The organism is Saccharothrix sp. S26, assembly GCF_021390395.1.
Lineage (GTDB): Bacteria > Actinomycetota > Actinomycetes > Mycobacteriales > Pseudonocardiaceae > Actinosynnema.
Map to the genome: position 1 here is coordinate 130890 of NZ_JAJUWT010000018.1, position 23788 is coordinate 154677.

Annotated in this window: 22 protein-coding genes and 1 pseudogene; 8 read left to right on the plus strand and 15 right to left on the minus strand. The window is 68.7% G+C overall.

From position 1 onward, the window contains the following. The first annotated feature begins 875 nt into the window (after nt 1-875). From LZG04_RS27535 to LZG04_RS27555, 5 genes and pseudogenes are all read left to right on the plus strand, one after another. Nucleotides 876-1277 carry a helix-turn-helix transcriptional regulator gene (locus LZG04_RS27535; RefSeq protein ID WP_233822158.1) on the plus strand — a complete coding sequence of 134 codons (402 nt, stop codon included), beginning with the start codon at nt 876-878 and terminating at the stop codon, nt 1275-1277. After that, a complete protein-coding gene (locus LZG04_RS27540) occupies nt 1270-3270 on the plus strand; it encodes a cation-translocating P-type ATPase (RefSeq protein ID WP_233822160.1) in 2001 nt (666 codons plus the stop codon). Before LZG04_RS27535 ends, LZG04_RS27540 begins: the two co-directional genes overlap by 8 nt. Next, complete coding sequence (locus LZG04_RS27545; protein ID WP_233822163.1) at nt 3260-3616, plus strand: FAD-binding protein; 357 nt, start codon at nt 3260-3262, stop codon at nt 3614-3616. Before LZG04_RS27540 ends, LZG04_RS27545 begins: the two co-directional genes overlap by 11 nt. Nucleotides 3617-3752: 136 nt before the next feature. Beyond that, nucleotides 3753-4217, plus strand: a complete 465-nt coding sequence (locus LZG04_RS27550) for an integrase core domain-containing protein (RefSeq protein ID WP_233822165.1) — start codon at nt 3753-3755, stop codon at nt 4215-4217. Nucleotides 4218-4296: 79 nt separating this feature from the next. Then, a pseudogene (locus LZG04_RS27555) lies at nt 4297-4485 on the plus strand (IS110 family transposase); the annotation flags it as partial. A gap of 656 nt (nt 4486-5141) precedes the next feature. Here the strand turns inward: LZG04_RS27555 and LZG04_RS27560 are convergent. From LZG04_RS27560 to LZG04_RS27575, 4 genes are read right to left on the minus strand one after another with little or no spacing between them, the layout of a single operon-like run. Then, a complete protein-coding gene (locus tag LZG04_RS27560) occupies nt 5142-5345 on the minus strand; it encodes a DUF4926 domain-containing protein (RefSeq protein ID WP_233822167.1) in 204 nt (67 codons plus the stop codon). 8 nt (nt 5346-5353) lie between these two features. Next, entirely contained in the window at nt 5354-5770 is a 417-nt protein-coding gene (locus LZG04_RS27565) for a DUF6883 domain-containing protein (RefSeq protein ID WP_233822169.1), read from the minus strand. Then, nucleotides 5767-6078, minus strand: coding sequence for a hypothetical protein (locus LZG04_RS27570; RefSeq protein WP_233822171.1), 312 nt, complete (start codon nt 6076-6078; stop codon nt 5767-5769). The genes LZG04_RS27565 and LZG04_RS27570 overlap by 4 nt, the downstream gene beginning before the upstream one ends. Next, nucleotides 6059-6235 carry a hypothetical protein gene (locus LZG04_RS27575; RefSeq protein ID WP_233822173.1) on the minus strand — a complete coding sequence of 59 codons (177 nt, stop codon included), beginning with the start codon at nt 6233-6235 and terminating at the stop codon, nt 6059-6061. The genes LZG04_RS27570 and LZG04_RS27575 overlap by 20 nt, the downstream gene beginning before the upstream one ends. On the opposite strand from LZG04_RS27575, the gene LZG04_RS27580 reads away from it, so the two are divergent. Continuing rightward, on the plus strand, nt 6228-6650 hold the full coding sequence (locus LZG04_RS27580; protein ID WP_233822175.1) for a transposase: 423 nt from the start codon (nt 6228-6230) through the stop codon (nt 6648-6650). The genes LZG04_RS27575 and LZG04_RS27580 overlap by 8 nt on opposite strands. A 173-nt stretch (nt 6651-6823) precedes the next feature. On the opposite strand, the gene LZG04_RS27585 is transcribed toward LZG04_RS27580, so the two are convergent. The 5 genes from LZG04_RS27585 to LZG04_RS27610 all read right to left on the minus strand — a co-directional run bounded on the left by LZG04_RS27585 (nt 6824) and on the right by LZG04_RS27610 (nt 12910). Beyond that, nucleotides 6824-8722 (minus strand): ricin-type beta-trefoil lectin domain protein, encoded by a 1899-nt coding sequence (locus tag LZG04_RS27585; protein ID WP_233822177.1) that lies wholly within the window; start codon nt 8720-8722, stop codon nt 6824-6826. A gap of 198 nt (nt 8723-8920) precedes the next feature. Beyond that, nucleotides 8921-9865, minus strand: a complete 945-nt coding sequence (locus LZG04_RS27595; protein ID WP_267938076.1) for a carbohydrate kinase — start codon at nt 9863-9865, stop codon at nt 8921-8923. Nucleotides 9866-10044: 179 nt separating this feature from the next. Continuing rightward, nucleotides 10045-10818: an ATP-binding cassette domain-containing protein gene (locus LZG04_RS27600; RefSeq protein WP_233822179.1), complete on the minus strand. Its 774-nt coding sequence runs from the start codon at nt 10816-10818 to the stop codon at nt 10045-10047. Beyond that, nucleotides 10815-11855, minus strand: coding sequence for an ABC transporter permease (locus LZG04_RS27605; protein ID WP_233822182.1), 1041 nt, complete (start codon nt 11853-11855; stop codon nt 10815-10817). Before LZG04_RS27605 ends, LZG04_RS27600 begins: the two co-directional genes overlap by 4 nt. A 2-nt stretch (nt 11856-11857) precedes the next feature. Next, nucleotides 11858-12910, minus strand: coding sequence for a sugar ABC transporter substrate-binding protein (locus LZG04_RS27610; protein ID WP_233822184.1), 1053 nt, complete (start codon nt 12908-12910; stop codon nt 11858-11860). A gap of 164 nt (nt 12911-13074) precedes the next feature. On the opposite strand from LZG04_RS27610, the gene LZG04_RS27615 reads away from it, so the two are divergent. Beyond that, on the plus strand, nt 13075-14211 hold the full coding sequence (locus tag LZG04_RS27615) for a LacI family DNA-binding transcriptional regulator (RefSeq protein WP_233822186.1): 1137 nt from the start codon (nt 13075-13077) through the stop codon (nt 14209-14211). Between the two features lie 80 nt (nt 14212-14291). On the opposite strand, the gene LZG04_RS27620 is transcribed toward LZG04_RS27615, so the two are convergent. The 6 genes from LZG04_RS27620 to LZG04_RS27645 form a co-directional block, all read right to left on the minus strand. Further along, complete coding sequence (locus LZG04_RS27620) at nt 14292-16268, minus strand: GH32 C-terminal domain-containing protein (protein WP_233822187.1); 1977 nt, start codon at nt 16266-16268, stop codon at nt 14292-14294. A gap of 17 nt (nt 16269-16285) precedes the next feature. Further along, the gene (locus LZG04_RS27625; RefSeq protein ID WP_233822188.1) at nt 16286-17242 is read right to left on the minus strand and encodes a glycosyl hydrolase family 32; all 957 of its coding nucleotides are present in this window, start codon (nt 17240-17242) and stop codon (nt 16286-16288) included. A 42-nt stretch (nt 17243-17284) separates the two neighbouring features. Further along, a complete protein-coding gene (locus LZG04_RS27630) occupies nt 17285-18181 on the minus strand; it encodes a carbohydrate ABC transporter permease (protein WP_233822189.1) in 897 nt (298 codons plus the stop codon). A gap of 3 nt (nt 18182-18184) precedes the next feature. Next, the gene (locus LZG04_RS27635) at nt 18185-19138 is read right to left on the minus strand and encodes a carbohydrate ABC transporter permease (protein WP_233822190.1); all 954 of its coding nucleotides are present in this window, start codon (nt 19136-19138) and stop codon (nt 18185-18187) included. Nucleotides 19139-19194: 56 nt separating this feature from the next. After that, the gene (locus tag LZG04_RS27640) at nt 19195-20361 is read right to left on the minus strand and encodes an extracellular solute-binding protein (RefSeq protein WP_233822192.1); all 1167 of its coding nucleotides are present in this window, start codon (nt 20359-20361) and stop codon (nt 19195-19197) included. 233 nt (nt 20362-20594) lie between these two features. Further along, nucleotides 20595-21629, minus strand: a complete 1035-nt coding sequence (locus LZG04_RS27645; RefSeq protein ID WP_233822194.1) for a LacI family DNA-binding transcriptional regulator — start codon at nt 21627-21629, stop codon at nt 20595-20597. Between the two features lie 768 nt (nt 21630-22397). On the opposite strand from LZG04_RS27645, the gene LZG04_RS27650 reads away from it, so the two are divergent. Beyond that, nucleotides 22398-23771, plus strand: a complete 1374-nt coding sequence (locus LZG04_RS27650; protein WP_233822196.1) for a family 43 glycosylhydrolase — start codon at nt 22398-22400, stop codon at nt 23769-23771. Nucleotides 23772-23788 lie beyond the last annotated feature (17 nt).

Below are 23788 nucleotides of genomic sequence, written 5' to 3' on the forward strand. Positions count from 1 at the left end.
TCCGAGGCGCACGGGGACGAGCACAGTTCAGGAGGGGCTGACTACCGTGCCGGGTTCCACTGGAGGCCGGCCGAGGTCGTCGCCAGGCCCGGCGTACAGGCGGTTCACTCGTGGGCGGTCGCCGGCGTGCCGAGGCGTTTACACCTGACCATCACGAAGTCGCGCACCGCTGTCGGGAACGCGTTCACCCAACTCTTCGACATCATTGTCGCCCCTCGACTGGGTGCGCCGCGTCTCACGGATGGCGAGACGGGCGCCGGCAAGAGAAGTTGTTGCGGTAGCGGCACAAAGATAGCGAAACCCGACGACTCCAGCTTCGACCGTTTCGGTGAAACCGTAATCCACGCAAGCGCCACTGGCAATAATCAGGTTGGCCCCTGCACAGCAACAGGCCAGCTCAGAGGGCTGCACAGCCCGCCTTCGGCGCACGAAACCTTTCCCGGTGGAACGAAATCAAAAGTACCCCCGATTCCGTTCAACGGAAATCAGCAGCGGATTTCGAGGCGACTTTCCGCTGGATGGAAGCCGATTCTTGAGCTCCACGTCCGGCACACCAACAATGCGCGCCCGCGGTGGCCGGCCGGTTGTCGGCCGTGCCGGTCGTCCCAAGGACGCGGCACGAGCCGTGAACGCCACGTCCGCCCCCCCCGCAGCCAGGCGGTGCGGAATTCCGCAAGGGGACGACGGGGTGCCTGCCACCGGCAGAGAGGACTGACCACGCTCCGGCCCGGACGGTCCACCCGTTGATCGCCGCAGCGCCTGCGGCGGAGATCACCTCACCCTGGTACCCGCCTGGTGAACCAGCCGAGGTGAAGTATCAACGGTCGTTGATATGAGTCTTGCCTCAACGTATCAATGAGTATTAGTTTGTAGATGTGAGCGATGAGCGCGATGCCTGCGACCTGCTGTGCCTGGACTTGCCTCATGCCGAAGAGATCCGGGCCGGCCTGCCGGAGCTGCCCGATGTGGAGCAGGCAGCCGCCGCCGCCCGCGCACTCGGTGATCCCACGCGGTTGACCATCGCCGCGGCCCTGTTGTCCGGCACCGAGCTGTGCGTGTGCGACATGGCGTGGGTGGTCGGGCAGGCGCAGAACCTGGTGTCACACCACCTGCGACTGCTGCGCACGGCGGGGCTCGTGGCGGCCCGGCGAGAGCGCCGCATGGTCATGCACTCCTTGACCGAACGCGGCCGTTCCCTGGTCATCGCGGTGCTGGGTGGCGACGAAGCGCCCGTCGGGCTCGCCAAGGCCGACGTGGAGGGCAGGAGCCGTGTCTGACGCGTGCTGCGGTCCCCGGGAGGAGCAGCCGACCGAGGTCGAGGCAGACCACGGCCCGCAGCGGTTGTGGCAGGTCCGAGAGCTCCGGTTCGCCGCCGTCGCGGCCGCACTGCTCGCCGCGGGTTGGCTGGTCGGGCTGACGGGCGCGGACCGGATCGGCACCGTGCTCCAACTGGCGTCCGCGGTGGTCGGCGCGGCGACGTTCGCCCCCGGCGCCCTGCGCAACGTGCTGCGCCGCCGCGTGGGCGTGGGCACGCTGATGACCGTCGCCGCGATCGGCGCGGTCGCCCTCGGCCAGATCACCGAGGCGGCGATGCTGGGCGTGCTGTTCTCCATCGCCGAGGGCCTGGAGCACTACGCCATCGCTCGCACCCGCCGGGGCCTTCGCGCGCTGCTCGGCCTGGTGCCGCCTACCGCGACCGTGTTGCGTGACGGCACCGAGGTACGCCTTTCACCGGACGAGCTGGTCCTCGGTGACCGCATGGTGCTGCGGCCCGGTGAGCGTGCCGCGACCGACGGTGTGATCCGCGCCGGGCACACCAGCATGGACCTGTCGGCCATCACGGGCGAGTCGGTTCCGGTGGAGGCCGGTGTCGGCGCCGTCGTGCACGCCGGGGCCATCAACGGCGGTGGCGCGATCGAGGTCGAGGTGACCGCCTTGGCGGCGGACTCCTCGTTGGCGCGCATCGTCCACATCGTCGAGGAGGCGCAGGAACGCAAGGGCACCGGCCAGCGCCTGGCCGACCGCATCGCCCGTCCGCTGGTCCCCGCGATCATGGTCCTCGCGGTGGCCATCGCCGGGTTCGGCGCGCTGCTCGGCGACCCGGTGCTGTGGTTGGAACGAGCACTGGTGGTGCTCGTCGCGGCCTCGCCCTGCGCGTTGGCGATCTCCGTGCCGCTGACCGTGGTGGCCGCCGTCGGCGCGGCCAGCCGCCAAGGCGCCCTGGTCAAAGGCGGCGCGGCGCTGGAAGAGCTCGGCCGCGTCGGCACCGTCGCCTTGGACAAGACCGGCACCCTGACCCGGAACACCCCTCAGGTCGTCGCCGTCGTCGCCGCACGGGGCAGTTCACGCGACGACGTCGTGGACGCCGCGGCCTCGCTCGAAGCACGCAGCGAGCATCCACTGGCCCGTGCCATCCTCGCCGCAGCCGGTGAGGTGCGCCCCGCGGAGGAGGTCACCGCTGTCCCGGGACACGGCCTGCGCGGGCAGCGCGACGGCACTCCCCTGCGCCTGGGCAAGCCCGGCTGGGTCGACCCCGGCCCGCTCGCCGGCGAGGTCGAGCGGCTCCAGGCCGCCGGAGCCACCGTCGTGTTGGTCGAGCGGGACGACGCCCTGCTCGGCGCGATCGCGGTCCGCGACGAACTGCGCTCCGAAGCCGGCGAGGTGGTCAGTCGGCTCCACGAGCTCGACATCGGCACCGCGATGCTCACCGGCGACAACACCCGCACCGCCACCGCCCTGGCCACCCGCGCCGGCATCACCGAGGTCCACGCCGAGCTGCTTCCCGAGGACAAGGCCACTCTGGTCACCCGCCTGCGCAACGGCCGCGGCATCGCCATGGTCGGCGACGGCGTCAACGACGCACCCGCCTTGGCCACCGCCGACGTCGGCATCGCCATGGGCGCCATGGGCACCGACGTCGCCATCGAAACCGCCGACGTCGCCCTCATGGGTGAAGACCTGCGCCACCTTCCCCAAGTGCTCGCCCACGCCCGCCACGCCCGCAGGGTGATGCTGCAGAACGTCGGCCTCTCCCTGGCCATCATCGGCGTGCTCATCCCGCTGGCCGCGTTCGGCGTGCTCGGCCTCGCCACCGTGGTGTTCATCCACGAGTTCGCCGAGGTGCTGGTGATCGCCAACGCCATCCGAGCCGCCAAGTCCACGCCGCTGCCCGAAGTCACCGCGACGACGCCGCCCGCCCCACAGGCACTGAACCTGACCGTCGTGGGCGCACCGAAGCAGAACGGCTCGGGCTGCTGCGATGCCTGCTGACACAGGCCACGACGTCCTCGTCATCGGCGGCGGCCAGGCCGGGCTCGCCATGGGCCACGCCTTGGCCGCCGCCGGACAGGACTTCGTCATCCTCGACGCCGCGGCCGAGGTCGGCTCGTCATGGCGCCGCCGATGGGACTCGCTGCGGCTGTTCACCCCCGTCCGGCACAGCTCCCTGCCCGGCAAGGACGAGGTCGCCGACTACCTGGCCACCTACGCGCAGCGCTTCGCCCTGCCGGTGCGACTGGGGGCACCACCATCCGCAGGTTGTCGCGGGCCGAGGACGGACGGTTCGAGGCCATCACGGATCATGGAACGCACACTGCCGTGGCGGTCGTGGTGGTGACTGGCCCTTTCCAACATCCGGCCACGCCTGACCTCGCCCACCTTCAGGAGAACGCCGGTTGGGGCTACCGCCGAATCCAGGGCGAGCTGCTCAAGCTCGGTCACCGGGTAGCGGCTGGGCTGCAACGGTTCACCGCGTGCTCTTCGTGATGAAGGTCGCCGCCCGCTACGTGCACATCCTCGGCACCACCACGAATCCGGACGGCCCCTGGACCACGCAACAAGCCCGCAACCTACTCATGGACCTCGGCGATCGGCCAGAAGACTTCCGGTTCCTGGTGCGAGACCGGGCCGGTCAGTTCACCGTCTCGTTCGACGCGGTCCTCTCCGATGCGGGCATCCAGGTCGTGAAGAGCCCACCACGGTGTCCGCGAGCCAACGCTTTCGCCGAACCGTTCGTCGGCGCCGTCAGACGGGAAGTCGCCGACCGCCTGCTCATCATCAACGAACGCCAACTGAGATCAGTGCCCGACCGGTATGTGACCCACTACAACCACCGCCGACCGCACCAAGCCCTCCGACTCTCGCCACCACGGCCGGACCACCCGACCACAGAGCCCACCTGGCCTCGATACGCCGCCGACCAGTCCTCGGCGGCCTGATCAACGAGTACGAACCCACAGCAGCATAAGTGCAGGTCAGACCCCATGCCTGACTGTTGACACCCCACAGGACGACGAACTCGTCGCCGCGATCCCGGCCGCGCTGGACGAGCACACCGTCGTCGTCCCCGGTACCGCCGCCGCCGACTCGGTGCTGCCCCGGTTGGCCGACAGCCTGAGAACCGTTCCGCCTCAACGCAAACAGGTCGCCGCCGAGGTCGAGGGGATACTCGATGCGCACCCTCTCGCCGGAGTCCTGACCTCGATCGCCCGCCAAGCCGGGCGGAAGGTCCACTTCGTAGGCCGACCGGCACCCGGTCCACCGAAGCTGGGCGGTTCGGGCTGGATCGAGACCAACGCAGACCGGGGCGAGCTGCACCTGACGCGTGGCTACAGCCCCGAGATCGACCTTACGAGCTGCCGACGCCGGCCTCAAGCGCGACATCAATGCCTCCCGAGCGCCAGGCACTGGTCGATCGCGGCTTGACCGCGGCCCGACTCAGCTGATTGACCGCTTTACTCCGGCAGCAACCAGTCAAGGGATCGATATGCCGTCCCTCGCGCTGAACGACGCCGTGTTCCGCCAGGTCAGCCGATCCGATTAATGCATCGATATGGTCCGAGACCAAGAGTCAAAGTGTCGCTGAGCGACGTGCTCGACCTCGAAGGACGAGCCAAGATCACAAACAGAGGACCTTCCCCGTGTCTGACCTGCGAAGATCCTCTTCGCCGTCGGGACGACAGAATTTGAACCTGCGCCCCCCCTTGACCTCCAGTCGCAGAACGGCTGAGCGACGTGCTTGGCCCTGTTCTTCCAGGTCGCGTTCTAGTGTAACCGGCCGAGTAAAGGAGTCGCTGCATCCAGCCGGGCAAGCGCCGCCAGGTTGATGTGATCAGCCTGAGCTTCCGGGCCCCAGGAATCGATCACTCCGGCGGTTGTCCGACTAGCACGTCTGCGGTTACTGCCCCTTGGAACAGAGTAACCCCGCTGTGGTCGACGACCTCCACCTCGTAGGCGAGGGCCGGCTCGTCATAGACCTCCAGAACCGTCACCTGAGTACCGGCCTTGAGCCCCTCGTCCGGCAAGTCTTCACTCAAATATGCGACGTCGAACTGATTGAACGACATTATTCAACTCACTTCACGAAGGTCGCAGTCATCTGGGGAATGGTCTCACCCGGCTTGATGATCCATCCGGTTCGGACGATAGCGCTGCCACCCGGACCTTCGGTCATCATGTCGACCGTGAACCGTGAGCCGTACTGGTCGACCTTGCCGGGGACAGCTGGGTTGGTCTGCACGCCCTCCCGAATCTTCTCGATCAGGTCGTCGGCGTCGCTTCGGTCATACCCCAGGGCTGGCTCGAAGACCTTCGCCTTGTTCCCTCCGACAGGATGATCGGGGTTCAGGGCGTACTCGGTAAACTTGCGCGGGCCGATGATCGCGTTCTCGGCGTTGGCCACCCGGTCCGGGTGAAGTTCGAGGTCGGGCTTCTTCCCACCGCCGAGCTTGCCGAGTTTCGGGAGCTCGGTCGCCAGACCGCCACCGATCATGATTGAGAGCCTGCGAACAGGCAGTCCTTATCGGCGTCGGTGACGATGACCGCCAAGACCTCGTGCTGCTCGGTGTCCTCGCTCTCGGGTTCGCTGTTGGCAACCTTGTCCCCGACCTTGATCTGGTCGATGCGCTTGGTCGTGCCGTCGGCCATCAGGACCGCGGTGTCGCCGGTGAAGCTGTTGGTGCACATCGGCGAGGCCCCGGAAGCAGAACCGGATTTGGACCCCGGGCCGCCGGGCAACTTCTTCAGCGCCTTGTAGGAGGCGACCGAGCCGATGATGCCTTCACCGAGGCTGCCGTACACGCCGTAGTTGTGGGCGATCGTCGTACCAGATGCCGTCGCGCTCGCAGTCCTTGATCCGGGAACACGCCACTTCCAACTGGCTGAGCATGGTGGCTTCGTCGAGTTCGCCGTAGAGCGCACGGCTGCCGTGGTATTCACCCTGCAACTGCTTGACCACCCCACAAGCCCACACCCGGCCCATTGGACCTCGACGGCCGAGCCGACAGCTTCCGGTTCCTCATCCGCGACCGGGCCGGCCAGTTCACCACCTCGTTCGACGCGGCCCTCTCCGACGCAGGCATCCACGTCATGAAACCCCACCACGGGGTCCACGAGCCAACGCCCACGCCGAACGCTTCGTCCGAACCGTCAGAGACGAAGCCATCGACCGACCGCTCATCATCAACCAAAACCACCTGCGAACCGTGCTGAACCGCTACACGACCCACTACGACCACCGTAGACCACACCAAGCCCTACAACCCACACCACCACGACCGGACCACCCGACCGCAGAGCCGGGCCGCACCCCTGTACGCCGCCGACCAGTCCTCGGCAGCCTGATCAACGAGCACAAACCCACAGCCGCCTAACCGCCGGTCAGGCTCTGTGACCGACTTTCGGCACCCCACAGTCACCGTGGTCCGTTGTCGCACGTCATCGATGCAGGAATGTTCGTCGCGAGTGAGACGTCGGGGGTCAGGTCGTCGGGACGAAGGGCGGACGGTGGCTCCGGCCGCCCTTCGTCGTGCCGGCGTGGCCGACGTCAGTTGGTCGGCATGCTCCACCTCTGGTTCGGGCCGCCGACGCAGTCCCAGACCTGCAGCGGGCGGCCGTTGGTGGCGTCGCCGGCGGCGAGGTCGAGGCAGCGCTTGGACCACGCGTTCTGGTACTGGTCCGCGCCGATGCGGACCCACCGCTGGTTGTCACCGCCCCAGCACGGGTAGGTCTTGAGCCTGGCGCCGTTGCCGGGGGTCTCCGTCGGCTGGTCGAGGCACTCGTTGCCGACCTTGATCTTCCCGGCGGCGGTGAACGTCCAGCGCTGGTTGGCGCCGTTCCAGCAGTCCCAGATGTTGACCAGGGCGGTCGCGCCGTCGCGGTCGACGCACTTGTTCGTGCCGTTCCACTTGATCATGCCGATGCCCTGGTCCGGTCCGCTGGGCGCGCTCGTCCACGCCTTGCTCAGCCGTCGGAACGTCAGGGATTCGATGCGGACGGTGCCGTTGTTGGCGTAGGCGCGGATGCCGAGGCTTCCGCCGGAGGAGTCGAAGTTGACGTTGTCGGTGACCGAGATGCGGCCGTCGTTGCCGAAGGTCTCGAGTTGGCCGCGGTCGACGAGGACCCGCAGCTTCACGCGGTTGTTGACAGGCGGCATGGGTGCGTCGGCGAGGGTCTGGCGGACGCGGTCGTAGCCGATGGCGGCGTCGCGGGTGCCGTCGGCGCGGCGGTGCAGTTCGAAGCCGAAGTCGGTGGCGGTGGCCCCGGTGAGGTTGTAGGTGGCCTCGATCTCGTAGGTGTCGGCGGTGATGCCGTTGAACGGGTTGGACGCGAGATCCGGGGACACGGTCACGTTGGTCCAGGTCTGCGCGGCCTGGCGGATGGTGGAGATCTCGCTGACCGGGTTGCGGGTGACCCGGATGCCCTCGGGGAACGTCCGCAGCCCGAGCTGCGCGGGGAATGATGCGTTGCCGGTCCAGGTGCTGCCCTTGTTGCCGGGCTGCCAGAACATCTGGACCACCCGGTTGGTGGGCATGTTGGTGAAGGTCAGACCGGCGTACGCGGTCCCGCCGAACTCGGTGCGGCCCACGTCCATCCGCTGCGGTCGCGACCAGCCGGCGTCAGGCAGGAAGACGCCGGAACTGTTCAGGGTGCCGATGACGTACTCGCCACTGGCGTCCTGCAGGACCCACTTCTGGTTCGCGGTGTTGCCGTCGACCGGGAGCTGGTAGAGGTCGGGGCACTCGAACAGCCAATCGGCGCGGAACTCGCCGCGGTAGGTCCAATTGAGCAGGTTGGTGGAGCTGTAGAACTTGGCGACGTTGCCGCCCTCGTTGCCCCAGAAGACCATGCCCCAGCGGTTGCGCGCGGCGTCCCAGTAGACCTTGGGGTCGCGGGACTCGTAGGGGGTCGAGATCACCTTGGCGCCGCCGTTGTACATGCGGAACGTTCGCGCGCCGTCGGTGCTGTAGGCGATGGAGACACCGTTGGTGTTGGTGAACAGCAGGATCGGGGCGTCGGCGCCGGTCTTGAGGCCGGTGACGTTGTTGTGGTCGACCCAGCCGCCGCCGGAGAACAGGGTGGCGTTGTGCAGGCCGGGCTCCAGGGTGATCGGTTGCTGCTTCCAGTGCACGAGGTCGGTGCTGGTGGCGTGGCCCCAGTGCATGGTGTCCCACTGCAGGCTGTGCGGGTTGTGCTGGTAGAAGAGGTGGTAGACGCCGTTGTAGTACAGCGGCGCGTTCACGTCGTTCATCCAGCCGCCCTGCGAGCTGAAGTGGAACTGGCCGCGGAACGGCTCGTTGTAGTCGGTCGCGTCGTAGGGGTATTCGGGGTAGGCCGCCGCGTGCGCCGCAGGGGCGGCGATCATGGAGAGCGCGACCAGGATCGCGACTGTCGACAAGGCGGTGGCACGGCGTCGAAGTGATTGGGTGAAGGTGGATCTGCGCATGCTGGCCTCTTCACGTCTGCGGGAAGGGAGCTCGCTTCGAGTGGGTGGGGAGTCGTCCGGGCAGCGGGTATGGCTTGCCGAGGCCCGGCATCAAGACGCGCGTTGGCCGTCTTGAACACTTCGTGGCGCACCGGATGACCGGTTCACGGGTGCCGCGGGTGTGGGCGCCCTGGTCCGGAGGTCGGGGTCGGTGCGCGTTCAGCAGGTCGCGGAGCGGACCTCGGTGGGGAGCAGTTCGTCGAACCAGGGCGAGTCGGCGCCGGCGCGGGTGCAGGTGATGGCCGCGACGCGCTGGGCGTAGGCGAGGACGTCGGCGAGTTCGGCGTGGGTGATGGTGGCCAGGTTGGTCCGGGTGAGCAGGTCGCTGCGGTCGAAGGCGGCCAGCAGGCCCGCCATGAACGCGTCTCCCGCGCCGACGGTGTCGACGACCTCGACGGGCAGGCCGGGGAGGTCGATGCGTCCGGTGGGTCCGGAGGCGTACACGCCTTCGGCTCCGCGGGTGACGACGACGAGAGCAGGCCCCAGGTCGTGCCACTCGGACACGACGTCGAGGAAGGGGCGGTCAGGGGCGATCCAGCGCAGGTCGTCCGCGCTGACCTTGACGATGTCGGTCATGCCGAGCCAGCGCCGCAGCCTGGCGCGCACGGCGGCGGGGTCGTCGATGAGCACCGGGCGGATGTTGGGGTCCAGGGTGATGACGCGGTGGGGGTGTTCGCGGGACAGCAACGTCTCGAACACGGCGGCCATCGATTCGATCGCGAGGGCGAAGGAGCCGCCCACGTGCAGTGCCGAGTCTGGGGGGAGGGCGTCCGGCAGGTCGGCGACCTGCCAGCCGCCGTCGGCGCAGCCGTCGATGTAGAACGAGTAGTCGGCCACGCCGTCCAGGAAGACGTCCACCACGGCGAGCGTGGTCGGCGCGGTGGACTCGGCGACGCGGCGCAGGTCGACGTTCGAGGTTTCGAGGTGGTCGCGCAGCAGCGCGCCCAAGCGGTCGTCGGCCAGGCGGGCCAGCAGGGCGGTCTGCGTGCCGAGCCGGCCGAGGCCGACGGCGGTGTTGGCGGGGCTGCCGCCCGGGATGGGCCGGTAGCCGCCGACGCGGTCGGGCATGAGGTCGACCAGCGCCTCACCGGCAACGAAGATCATGTCGTGTCCTTGTCGGGGGAAGCGGTGGTGGAGCCGGGAGAGGGAGCTCCACCACCGCGAGCGGTCAGCGGCATAGCCCTGAACAGGGCGACAACGGTCATCGGGCGGTCGTGGCGGCGTCTCGTGACACCCGGGAAGGCGTGCTCCTCCCGCGCGAGCGTCGCGCGGGGTCGACCGCGTCAAGCCACCGGGTCGGGCGGCTCCATGGCGCCGGTCATGATCGCCACGGCGTCGGACATCGAGATCGTCTTCGGGTCGACCACGGCCTTGCGCCGGCCGAGGCGCTGGATGTGGATGCGGTCGGCGACCTCGAACACGTGCGGCATGTTGTGGCTGATCAGGATGACCGGCAGGCCGCGGTCGCGGACCTGGAGCACGAGGTCGAGCACGGCGCGGGACTCGCGCACGCCCAGGGCCGCGGTGGGCTCGTCCATGATCACGACCCGGCTGCCGAACGCGGCGGCGCGGGCCACCGCGACGGCCTGGCGCTGCCCGCCGGACAGGGTTTCCACCGCCTGGCCGGGGTTCTGGATCGTCATGATGCCCAGCGCGTCGAGCTGCCGCCGCGCCTCCTCGCGCATCCCGTTGCGGTCGAGCATCCGGAACACCGAGCCGAGCACGCCCTTGCGTCGGCGTTCCCGGCCCAGGAACAGGTTGGCGGCGATGTCCAGCGACGGCGCGACCGCCAACGACTGGTGCACCGTCTCGATCCCGGCCTCCCGCGCGTCCAGGGGCGAGGAGAACGACACCGGGCGGCCGTCCACGAGGATCTCGCCCTCGTCCGGCACCACGGCCCCGGACAGCGCCTTGATCAGGCTCGACTTGCCCGCGCCGTTGTCGCCGATGACGGCCAGGATCTCGCCGGGCAGCAGCTCCAGGTCCGCGCCGGCCAGCGCGGTGACCCGGCCGTAGCGCTTGACCAGACCGCGGGCCCGCAACACCGGTGTGGTCATGGCTTCACCTTCCGGATCCACTGGTCCAGTGACACCGCGACGATGATCAGCACGCCGACCGCCAGGGTCTGCCACAGCACGTCCACCCCGGCCAGCGCCAGGCCGTTGCGGAACACGCCGACGATCAACGCCCCGATCAGCGAGCCGACGATCGCGCCACGACCACCGAACAGGCTGGTGCCGCCGATCACCACGGCGGTGATCGAGTCCAGGTTGTCCAGCTGCCCCGCCTGCGGACTGGCCGAGGCGATGCGGCCGATCAGCACCCACGCCGCCAGCGCGTACACCGCGCCGGCCGTGGCGTACACGCTCAGCAGCACCCGCGCGGTGCGGATGCCCGACAGCCGCGACGCCTCGGCGTCGTCACCGGTGGCGTAGACGTGCCGGCCCCACGCGGTGTTCTTCAACGCGAACGCCATCGCGGCCACCAACAGCACCATCATGATCGACCCGTAGGTGATGCGGGTGCCGCCGACGTTGACCGTCTGACCGGTCCACAGCAGCAGCGACGGCATGTCGGTGCCGCGGATGGTGGCGCTGGCGGAGTACCAGAGGTTCAGCGCGAAGAACACGTTGAGCGTGCCGAGCGTGACGATGAACGGCGGCAGCTTCAGCCGCGTCACCAACAGACCGTTGAGCAGGCCGCACAGCGTGCCGACCAGAAAGCCCAGCAGCAACGCGGGCAGACCGGGCAGCCCGGTGTCCGCCGCCACCTTCGCCATCACGATCGACGTGAGCACCATGATCGCGCCGCACGAGAGGTCGATGCCCGCGGTGAGGATGACGATCGTCTGGCCGACGGCGAGCGTGCCGATCACCGCGACCTGTTGCAGGATCAGGGAGATGTTGCCCGGCGTGAGGAACCGCGGTGACAGCACGGCGAACACGATCACGGCGACCAGCAGCACCGCGGCCGGGCCGATGGTGGCCTGGGAGTGCAGCAGGTGCTGGAGCCGGGTCAGCGGTGAGCGTTTCGCGTCGTCCCTGCCGAGGGGGTTCCCTCCGGGCGACTGGCTCGTGGACAGCGTCGTGGTCATGCTCAGCCCCAGCAATTCTCGCGGCCCCAGGTGGAGTCCTTCGACTCGACCCCGAACACGGGCTGGTCGGTGATCAGCGTGACGCCGGTGTCCACGAAGTCCTTGCCCGCGGTGTTCAACGGCTTGGTGCCGTCCTTGGCGAACTTCGCGATCGCCTCCACACCCATCTGCGCCATCTTCAACGGGTACTGCTGCGCGGTGGCGCCGATGATCCCCGACTTGACGTTGTCCACGCCGGGGCAGCCGCCGTCCACCGACACGATCGTGACGTCCTTCTCCTTGCCCGCCGCCTTCAACGCCTCATAGGCGCCCGCCGCGGCCGGCTCGTTGATCGTGTAGACGAGGTTGATGCCGGGATCCTTCTGGAGCAGGTTCTCCATCGCCGTGCGGCCGCCCTCGGGCGCGCCGTCGGTGACGTCGTGGCCCACGATGCGCGGGTCGTCCTCGTCGCCGATCCTTTCCTTGTCCTTCACGTTCACGCCGAAGCCGTCCAGGAAGCCCTGGTCACGCTGCACGTCCACGGACACCTGGTTCGGGTTCAGGTCCAGCAGGGCGATCTTCGCCTGCTTGCCCTCGGCCTCGAACTTCGCCTTCGCCCACTGCCCGATCAGCTTCCCGGCCTGGTAGTTGTCCGTGGCGAAGGTGGCGTCGGCGGCGCTTGAGGGCTCCAGCGGGGTGTCCAGGGCGATGACCAGCAGACCCGCCACCCGTGCCTTGTCCACCGAGGGCACGATCGCCTTGGAGTCGTTGGGCGTGATCAGGATGCCCTTGGCCCCGGCGCCGATCAGGTTCTCGATCGCGTCCACCTGGGACTGGTTGTCGCCGTCCTGCTTGCCGGCGAAGGACTGCACCGTCGCGCCGGTGCTGCCCGCGGCCTGCTGCGCCCCTTCCTTCATCTTCACGAAGAACGGGTTCGTGTCGGTCTTGGTCACCAACCCGACGAGCGTGCCGCCGCCGGCCGCGCCGTCGCCGTCCCCGCACCCGGTGACCAGCGCGAGCAATGACGCCGATACCAGCGCGGTAAGCCTGACGCCTCTGCGCGCCCGTCCGGTCATGTCTCCTCCAACGTCAACGTTGACGTAACTGGCCGCCGGAGACGATGATGTCCCACTCTGATCGGCTGTTACGCGAACTGGCATCAAGAACTGCCGCACTTCCAGGTCCGAGGGACCACACGGGGAAGTGGGGCTTTCGTTAAGTCATCGTTGACGCTAGCTTCGTGGTGCAGGTCACGACAAGTCGCCGTTACGCAAGCGTTACCCAGGACGGAGCAGGGGTCATGGAAGCACGGGGGGCACGGCGCGAGCCGACCATGAGGGATGTCGCCGCACTGGCCAAGGTCAGCACGAAGACGGTGTCGCGGGTGATCAACGATCTGCCCGGGGCAGGCCCCGAGGTCGTCGAGCGGGTCCGTGCCGCCGCACGCGCCCTGGGCTACCGGCCCAACCTCACCGCCAGCAGCCTGCGCCGCTCCGACCGGCGCAGCGCCACCATCGGCGTGCTGCTGGAGGATCTGTCCAACCCGTTCGACGCCGCCCTGCTGCGCGCTGTCGAGGATCTGGCCAGGCAGAACGACGTGCTCGTGCTCGCCGGCAGCAGCGAGGACGACGCCGAGCTCCAGCGCGAACTGCTCACCTCCCTGGCCACCCGCCGCGTCGACGGCATGGTCGTCATGGCCGCCGGCGGCCACCAAGACGCGCTCCAGCAGGAACGCGAACGCGGCACGCCCATGGTGCTGGTCGACCGCCCACCGACGTTCGACGGCACCGACAGCGTCACCACTACCAACCGCGACGGCTCGCGCGACGCGGTGCTCCAACTTGCGGGCCTGGGCCACCGCCGCATCGCCTTCCTCGGCGACCGCAGGACCCTGTGGACCAGTCAGGAGCGCTACAACGGCTACCTGGAAGGACTCGCCCACGCCGGCCTGACCCTGCACGAGGGGCTCGTCCGCACTGACCTTCACGGCCCAGACGCCGCGGAGAACGCCACCGAAATCCTGTTCGACCTGGAGGAACCTCCAACCGCGCTGTTCACGGCGCAGAACCTGGTCACCGTCGGCGCGATGCGCGCCCTGCGCGCCCGCGGCCTGCACCACTCGGTCGCGCTGATCGGCTTCGACGACTTCCCCTTGGCCGACATGCTCGAACCCGGCGTCACCGTCCTGCGCCAGGACGTCCCCGCCCTCGGCCGCAAAGCCGCCGAACTCGTCTTCGCCCGCATCGCCGGTGACCACTCCCCACCCACTCACGCCGTCGTCCCCGCCACTCTCATCCGCCGCGGCTCGGGGGAAATCCAGTTCCCGAACGACCGGGACGACTCCCGGGCCGACGTTCTGGCACAACAGTCGCGATGACGCCGGATCCCAACTGATCATGGCGAAGTGAGCGGGGTTCGGCGGAGGGCGGACACGCCGCCCTCCGCCAGTCCGTGCGCTCAGTCGCTCAACAGCAGGTGGTCGATCGCGAGGTGCCCCCATGCGCCGGTGGCCCGGTCGATGACCTGCACTTGGGCGCTCTGCCCGCGCAGGTCGCGGACGTCCCAGTCGACCGGCCTGAGCACCCCGGTGTCGTTCCCGGTGGCCGTGCGCACCACCTGGCCGTTCACGACCAGGTTGACCGAGGTCTCGCCCGGCGAGCCGTGCGGGTGCCTCCCCCCGGCGATCAGGAAGTGCAGGTGGTCGCGGTCCAGGGTGAACCTCGGTGAGGTGATCGTGCCGGTGGCCGGGTCGCCTCCGCCGGCGAAGGTGTCCAGCGCTCCCCTGCCGACCATGCCCGGCAGGTACCCGGTCAACGGTCCGGTGCCGACGAAGCTGCCGGTGGTGGTCCAGCCGGGGTCGAAGGAGGTGCCTTCGAACCCCGAGAGCACCTTCGCCGGGCGCTGGGCCAGGTCGCGGAACTCGGTGATCGTCGTGTTGGCGAAGGTGGCGCTGCCGCCGGTGGCGTACAGGTTGATGCCGGTGTCGGCCGGGTCGGCGAACACCTGGCTGGAGTGCACGTACCGGCCGTCGTCCACGAACACCTCGATCGTGGTCCGATCGACGAGGATCCGCAGGTGGACCGTCTTCTTCGCCGGATCCCACGGTGCCTGGCTCTCACCCCGCGGCCCGTTGGGGTCAGGTTGCCCGGTCTGCCGCCGGTTCAGGTAGCTGTAGTCGCGGTAGATCCCGGCATCCGCGTGCCGGGTGCCGTCGGCCGACACCCGCAGTTGCAGCCCCAGGTTCTCGAGCTGGGTCCAGCTGACGTCGGTGTTCAGCTCGTAGGCCGTGCCGCGGTAGGCCAGCGGCACCACGCCGTTGTCGACCCGGATCGTGCCGAGGTTCCTCACCGAGGTCGCGTGGGAGGCCAGGGCGGGGGTCGGCTGGGACGCGAGCGCGTAACCGTCCGCGTAGCGCTTCAACCTGACCTGCCGGACGATCGAGTCGGTTCCGTTGAAACCGTCCGATGCGATGGTGGGCGTGGTGTCGGGGTAGGCCCAGTTGTTCATCCACGCCATCGCGAAACGCCGGTCCAGCGGCGCGGCCGGATCCTCCCAGGTGACGCCGCCGTACCAGTCGAACCCGTGGTCCAACCACCGCGGCCCGAACGAGTCGGCGCGGAACGAAGTGCCGTCGAAGCTGCCGGTCCAGTACACATAGGTCTCCGGCTTGCCGGCCGCCCTGCCGTTGGCGCTCATGCCCAACACCCAGCGCGTCGTGCCGTCGTCGGCGCGCATCTGGAACAGGTCCGGGCACTCGAGCAAGCCGTAGCTGCTCGCGAAGTCGGACCGCCGCGTCCAGTTCTTGAGGTCCGACGACGTGTAGAACCCGATCCGGTCCCCCTCCGTGATAGTGGCGACCCACCGGTTGCGCGCGGCGTCCCAGATCACCTTCGGGTCGCGGAACACACCCCTGCCGCCGTTCGGGATCACCGGTCTGTCACCGTGCGGCCGGAACGTCCGCCCACCGTCGATCGAGTACCACAGGAACTGCGCCTGCGCCCCCGCGGGAGCCTGCGTGACGAGCATGACGACCGCACCGGCACCGAAACCGGCGGTGTTCGCGGTGTCGATCACCGCGGACCCGGACCACAGGTCGCGGTTGGCGTTGGTGTTCTTCGGCGCGGCGATCCCCTGGTCGGCGAAGGCGACCCCGTCGGAGGTGGTCGCCAGCCGCCAGGCCGTGCCGATCTGGGTCGGGTAGTCGGCGTTGTAGAGGTAGTAGTAGTGGAACTTGCCGTTGAGGTAGACCGGCCGCTGCGGGTCGTTCTTCCAGCGGTCGGGCACGGTGAAGTGGTACTGGGCGCGATAGGTGACCGCGGCCGCCTGCGGGGCGGCGGATGCCGGACCCGACAGGCTCCCGGCACTCGATGCCAGCACGAGTGCGGCGGCGAGTGCCGTGCGCACCAGGCGGCGTCCGCTCGTCGTTGAGCTCATCCAACCCTCCGGACCTTCTAGGACACGAGAACGCTCAGGCGTTTGCCGTCCCACGCAACCGGCATGGGATCGCTGATGGTGCCGACGAAGCCCCCTTCCCCTCGGTTGTGGAACGCGATCAACACCCACTGGTCGTCGGACCGGCGGCGGATCAGGCGTCCGCTGTAGAAGCGGTCGTCGGTGACGGCTTCGGCGGCCGCGACGTCGAACGGACCGAGCAGGCTTTCGGCGGGGGCCGCCCAGATGCCGCCGGTCGTGCCGGTCGCCCGGCGGTCGACCGAGGCATGCTCGGCCAGGCAGGAGAACAGCAGCACCGGTCTTCCGTCCACGACCTCGACCTGGATCACCTCGAGCTGCCCGAACCCCCGAGGTCCGGGCAGGGTCAGTGCCGGGCGCGGCTCCCAGTGCCGCAGGTCCGCGGAGACCGCGTGGCCGACCACGCCGCGCTCGAACGGCTCGCCGGACGTGGCACGGGCGGTGACGAGCATGTGCCACCCGTGCCCGTCGGGGTCGGCGAACACCCACGGGTCACGGAACGCCTCGTCGTGCCAGACGCCGGCGAGCAGCGTCTCGTACCAGCGGGGATCGGCGGCCAGGACCGGGTTGTGCGGCACGCGGTCCCAGGCGAGGAGGTCCTGTGACGTCGCACAGCCGATGCGCTGCACGTTCTTGCCGTCCGGGGCCCCCGTCGAGCCGGTGTAGAACAGGAACCAGGTCCCATCCGGGTGTCGCACGACCGAACCGGTCCACGTGGCCAGGTCGTCGAACGCCGGGGCGTCCGCGCGGACCAGCGCGTCCTCGACGCGGGTCCACTTCGTCAGGTCGGTCGAGACCGCGTGACCGATCGAGGCGCGGTAGTGGCGGGCGTCGGGATCGCGCAGAGCACGGGAGGCGTAGAGGAAGAACAGGTGGTAGTGCTCGCCGTCGTCGGCGAACCAGAAGTCCCACACCCAGGAATCGGGCAGCGCGAACATGCACAGGCCTTTCGGGGAAGTCGTGCGAGAGGAAGCTGTGCGTCAGCCCTTCACGCCGCTCGCGGCGACGCTGCTGACGAAAGCGCGTTGGAAGGCGAGGAACACCACCAGGACCGGCAGCGTGATCATCGACGTGTACGCCATGACCTCACCCCAGGCCGTGTTCTCCTGGAAGAAGTACTGCATGCCGACCATGACCGGCCGAAGGTCCTCGTCCTGCACGACCATGCTCGGCCACAGGTACTGGTTCCACGCGGGCAGGAAGGTCAGGATCGCGACCGTGGCGAACGCCGGTCCCGACAACGGCACCGCGATCCTGCGGTAGATGGTGAACCAGCCCGCGCCGTCGATCCGCGCCGCCTCGTCGATCGCGGTCGGGATGGTCTTGAAGTACTGGGCGAAGAGGAACACGGAGAACCCGTTGGCGATGAACGGGATGATCTGCACCTCGTAGGTGTCCAGCCAGCCGAAGTCGTAGGCGATCCACCCGTTCTCGAACACCAGCGTCGGCAGCTGCGTGACCCAGTAGACCATCGGCACCGCGATCGTCTCGAACGGCACGATCAACGTGGCGATGACGACGCCGAGCACCACGCCGCGTCCGGTCCAGCGCATCCGGGAGAGCGCGAATCCCGCCATGGAGTTGACCACGAGCCCGGCGACCACGACGACCGTCGTGACGATCACCGAGTTGAGCAGGAAACGGCCCACCGGCACCCGGTCGAACACCCCGGAGTAGTTGTCGACACTGATGTCGCCGACCGGCAGGAACGCGCGCCAGCCGCCGACGTCGGACAGGATCTGGCCGTCGGGCTTCAGGCTGGAGACGAACATGAACACCAGCGGGAAGAGGAAGAAGACGGCGAGCCCGGTCATGGCGAGGTAGATCCAGAGCCTTCGGCGGCGGCTCAGCACGCGCTCACCCTTCTGCACTGCCACGGCTCAGTCCTTGTCTCGGGTGAGGAAGCGCTGGACCAGCGCGACGATGAGCACCAGTACGAAGAACACCAGTGACAGCGCTGATCCGTAGCCGATCTGCTGCTGGCGGTAGCCCATGCGCACGGCGTGGTAGACCAACGTCGAGGTGGAGTCCACGGGACCGCCCTGGGTCATCACGTCGATCTGCACGAACAGCCCAAGCGCGGCGATCGTGATGGTGATCAGCACGAACACCCTGGTCGGGCGCAGACCCGGCCACGTCACGTCGCGGAACTGCCGCCACGTGCCCGCGCCGTCGATCCGCGCGGCCTCGTACAACTCACCGGGGATGGTCTGCAGCCCGGACAGCCAGATCAGCATGTGGAAGCCGACCGCCTGCCACACCGACAGCACGATGATCGCGGCGAGGGCGGTGCTCGGGTTGTTCAGCCACGCGGTGCCCTGCCAGGCGCCGAAGGTGATCGAGTCGAGGAAGGAGTTGATCAGCCCGTCCGGCTGGTACAGGAACTTCCACAGGATCGACACCACGACGATCGAGGTCACGACCGGGATGAAGAAGACGACCCGGAACGCGACCGCGCCGCGGATCTTCTGGTTCACCAGGATGGCGAGGACCAAGCCCAGACCAGCCTGCACCGGAACGACGACGGCGGCGAAGGCGAACGTGTTCAGCAGCGAGCGGAAGAACGTCGGATCGGCCGTGAAGGCCCGGACGAAGTTGTCGAACCCGGTGAAGCTCGTTGGTTCCGGTGAGATCAACCTGGCGTTGGTGAACGACAGGACGAACCCGAGGACCACCGGGACGATCAGGAACACCAGCAGCAACAGCACCGCGGGCGCGGCCATCGCCCAACCGGCGCGGCGTTCGGAACGCAGGTCACCGCGGGTCTTGCGCCGGGAGACCGGTCCCGGGGCCGCGCTCGCGGCGCGGCGTTCCGGCGAGGAGATCGCCGTCATGGGAGGTGCCTTCCCTCTCAGCCCGCCGGGCGTCGCCGCCCGGCGGGAGCGACGATCTAGAAGCCGTAGCCGTTCTGCGACGCGATGTCGGCGTCGATGGCCCGCACCGCGGCGTCCAACGTCGACTTCACCTCGGCGCCGCTCATGATGTCCTTCGCCGCTTTCTCGAAGGACGAGGAGATCACCGGGTAACCGGGGGTCGCCGGTCGGGCCAGGGCGAACTTCTGCGACAGCACGGCGAACTCGCGCAGGTCGGCGTTGTCGCTGAAGTACTTCGACGCCTTCGCGGCCGCCGCGGTGCTCGGGATGACAACCTGGCTGTCGGCGAACGCGGTCAGGTACTTGTCCTGGAAGCTGAACTCCAGGTACTCCCTGGCGCCGTCGACGTTCTTGCAGCCCGCCGAGATGCCCCACTGCCAGGAGCCGCCGCCGATCTTCGGCCCCTTGCCGAAGTCCACCGGGGGCAGGATCAGCAGGTCGTCACCGACGCTGTCCAACGCCGCCTTGGCGTTCCACACACCGGTGTAGCTCAGGGCCACCGCGTCGTCGATGAAGCGCTGGTTCCCGATGGGTCCCGCGTTGTCCGCCCAACCTTTCTCGAACGCCTGCTGGAACCAGGTGAAGAACTTCACCGCGTCCGGGCCGTTCAGCGCGCCCTCGGCCGTCTTCATGGAGGCGCGGTCGACCAGGTCGCCACCCGTGCTCTGCAGCATCGGCGAGTACGCGTAGGACCACCACTCGCCCTTGTCCGCCGCGCCCAGATCCAGGGGCGTGCGGTAGCCGCTCGCCTTGAGCGTGGCGACGGCCGCGTCGAACTCGTCCAGCGTCCACGGCCGGTCGACGGTGGGGATCCTGATGTTGTTCTTGTCCAGAACCGACTTGCGGGCGAAGATCGCCAGCGCGGCTTCCCAGTAGCCCGCCGAGTAGACCGTGGCCTTGTAGCGGCCGACGGTCGTGGGCAGCAAGGAGTTGACCAGGTCGTCGGGCAGTCCCAAGGGCTGGAGGTAACCAGCCCAGGCCCAGTTCGGCATCACCGGGCCGTCCATGTCCAGCAGGCACGGCAGCTTCCGCGCCGCCGCGGCCGTGGTGACCGCTTCGTTGTACGACCCCTGCGGGAAGTCCTCCTGGACGACCTCGTACCGGGTCTGCGAGGCGTTGAAGTCGGAGATGAGCTGCTCGTACACCGCGATCTCGCCCGGGTTGCCGGCCGAGTGGGTCCACATCGTGATCTCCTCGCGGCCATCGGACGACGAGGAGCCCTGGCCCGCACGAGTGCATCCGCTCAGCACGAGCACCGCGGACACGCCCACTGCTGCTATGATCGAGAGGGACTTACGCTTCACCGTACAGTCTCTTTCTCTGCTCTGGAGCGCGACCGGCCGTCGCCTCCGGGGTTGCCGGCAGCGCCAACTGCCAGGTGAAATGCGGTACTGCGAGTGGTTTCCGCCGTCGGCCGTCAGTCGCCAAACTGCGCCGGCGGCGGGCCCACCGAGGCCCGTCGGATGATCGGGCACGGCATGAGGTGCGGCACCGCCGGGTCCGCCTGCCGAACCCCGAGCGCCACCTCCATCGCCCACCGCCCCATTTCGTAGTGCGGCAACGCGATCGTCGTCAGCGGAGGGTCGAGCTCCGCCGCGATCAGCTGCTGGTCGTCGTAGCCGACGATCGACAGATCGTCGGGAATCGAAAGCTCGCGACGGTGCGCCGCCGCATAGGCGCCCATCGCCATGCGGTCGTTGAAGCAGAACATCGCCGTGGGCCGCCGTTCAGCAGACAGGTCCAGCAATCGGCCGGCCGCCTCCCGCCCACCGCCCGCCACGGGTTCCGCGCGGACGTGCAAGGCCGGATCGGGCTCGATCCCGGCCTCCGCCAGTACTTGGAGGTAGCCCTCGTACCGCAGCCGCGAAGCGACCAGGCCGAACCGCTCCTCCGCGTCCAGGAAAGCGATCCGGCGATGCCCGGCGGCCACCAGCTCCCGCACCGCGGCCGCCCCACCGGCCCGCTCGTCCGGCACGACCGCCGCCCGGGCACCCGTCGCCGGAGCGCAGTCGAGCAGGACGGCGTCCTCGGGCAGGCCCGACGGCACCTCGACGACGCGGTGCCACATGCACGCGTAGATGAGGGCGTCGACCTGCTGACCGGTCAAGGCGTGCAGAGCCAGGCGCTCGGCCTCGACATCACGTTCGGTGTCCACGAGGACCACCAGGTGCCCCTGCTCGCGCGCCACGTCGTTGGCCCCGGCCAGCATCCGCCCGGCGTACGGCGTGCTGGCTATGGTGTCGGAGATGAGGCCCACCATGCGGGTCTGCTGCGTCCGCAGGCTGCGGGCCACCGAGTTCGTCCGGTAGCCGACCGCCTCGGCCGCCTCGCGCACCCGCTGCTGGGTCTCCGGTGAGATGCGCTTCCCTTTCCCCCCGCTGAGGACCATCGACACCGTCGCCGTGGAGACGCCGGCGCGGGCCGCCACATCGGCCATCCGAACGCGGACCATCGCGGCACCCCTTCCTGGGTCTCCGGCTCGTTTAATCGATTAACTGGAGGTTAAGCGAGTATGCAGCCGGACCTCTCACCCGTCAAGGCTCAATGCGGAAGGGAGCGACCCCCACTTCGACGAGGACCGCGTTGCCCGCGGAGGCCGGCAGAACTCCAGCGCGACAACGAGATCTCGAGGTCTGCGGCGGTTCTGCCCCCGTCAATTCCTCCAGCGCCTCGGGTGGCGGTGATCAACCCGGGCGAGCGAGAGGGCGCCCGGCACGAGGCGACGGTCGTGGCGAGGACGGTCGCGGACGATGGGCGCCGATACCTTCCCGAGCCGACCACGAGTTCGGTCGGTGCAGGCCGGCGGAGCCGAACCATCCCCACATGGTGCGGATCACCGACGTGCACGGACGTGCGCAGACAGAGATTGTTAACGCTCACATACGAACGTTCGCCAGTCCTACCGCCCTTGCCAGGCACGAAAAACCTGCGTTATCGTGCCCACCGAACGCTTTGGTGCGCCGGTCCGGCGTCCGACGATAGGCATGCTGCGCCTTACCCACGAGGAGGCGGAGTACGGCTCCGGCCGGGAAATCGGAGCCAGAACCGCCTGCTTCGGGATCGTCGGCAGCGATGAACGCACCAAGAACCGTCTCGGGGCAGAACCTCGCCTGCTTCTGCGAGCGCTCCCAGCGGCATCGCCCCCCTTCGACAGTCAGGCGACCCGCGCAACCCTCGATTGTTAGCGATAACAGGACTCGGATGCCAACGGAGGCACCCCATGTCGACCGCTCGTACCGGGCTCACCGGAGCCCTCTTCCTGGTGGCCGCGCTGCTGTCGGCGCTGATCACCGCACCCGCCGCGTCCGCCGTGATCGGGCCACCTCTTGTCGGGGTCGGGTCCGGGCGGTGCCTGGACGTGGTGGGCAACGACGCCACGCCGGGCACGGAGGTGGGCATCTGGGACTGCAACGGGCAGGCCAACCAAGGTTGGAACCTCACCGCGGCGGGTGAACTGCGCACCTTCGACGACACGCGCTGCCTGGACGCCTACAACTTCGGCACCGCACCAGGTACGAGGTTGGTGATCTGGACCTGCACCGGTGGCGCGAACCAGAAGTTCCGCCGCAACGGCGACGGCTCCATCACCGCCACCCAGTCCAACCTGTGCCTGGACGTGTACAACCACGGCACCGCCAACGGCAGCAGGGTGGTCCTGTGGACCTGCACCGGTGCGGCCAACCAGCGCTGGTCCACCGGCTCCACTGGCGGCTACCCGTACCCGGGCCTGGTCACCGGTGACATCGGTGTGCACGACCCGGCCGTGGTCAAGCGGCCGGACGGCAGCTACCTGGTGGCGAACACCGGCGACGGCATCGGGCTCAAGACCTCAGCCGACCGGATCGCATTCCGCAACGCGGGCGCGGCCTTCCCCGGTGGGACGCCGTGGGCGAACACGTACACCAACAACGGCCGCCACCTGTGGGCGCCGGACCTGACCTACCGCAACGGGCAGTACTACCTGTACTACTCGGCCTCGACGTTCGGCTCGAACCGGTCGGCGATCTTCCTGGCCACCAGCCCCAGCGGCAACTCCGGCACGTGGACCCACCGCGGCCTGGTCATCGAGTCGCGCACCAGCGACAACTTCAACGCCATCGACCCGAACCTGATCATCGACGACCAGGGCCGCTGGTGGCTCGACTTCGGCTCGTTCTGGTCGGGGATCAAGCTGATCCAGCTCGACCCGAACACCGGTCTGCGGCTGGGCACCGCGATCACGGGCATCGCCAACCGCAGCAGCGGCACCGCGATCGAGGCGCCGTTCATCGTCAAGTACGGCAACTATTACTACCAGTACGTCTCATGGGACCTGTGCTGCCGCGGCGCGTCGAGCACCTACCGGATCATGGTCGGCCGCTCCACCAGCGTCACCGGCCCCTACGTCGACCGCAACGGCGTACCCATGATGTCCGGCGGCGGCACCCAGGTCCTGGCCGGTCACGGGAGCATCCACGGCCCCGGTCACCAGGCGGTGCTCGCCGACACCGACGAGCACGTGCTGTTCTACCACTACTACGCCGACAACGGCGCGTCCCTCCTGGGCATCAACCGCCTGGTCTACGACGCGGCCGGCTGGCCCAGCGTCGTCTGACGACCGACCGTCGCTCC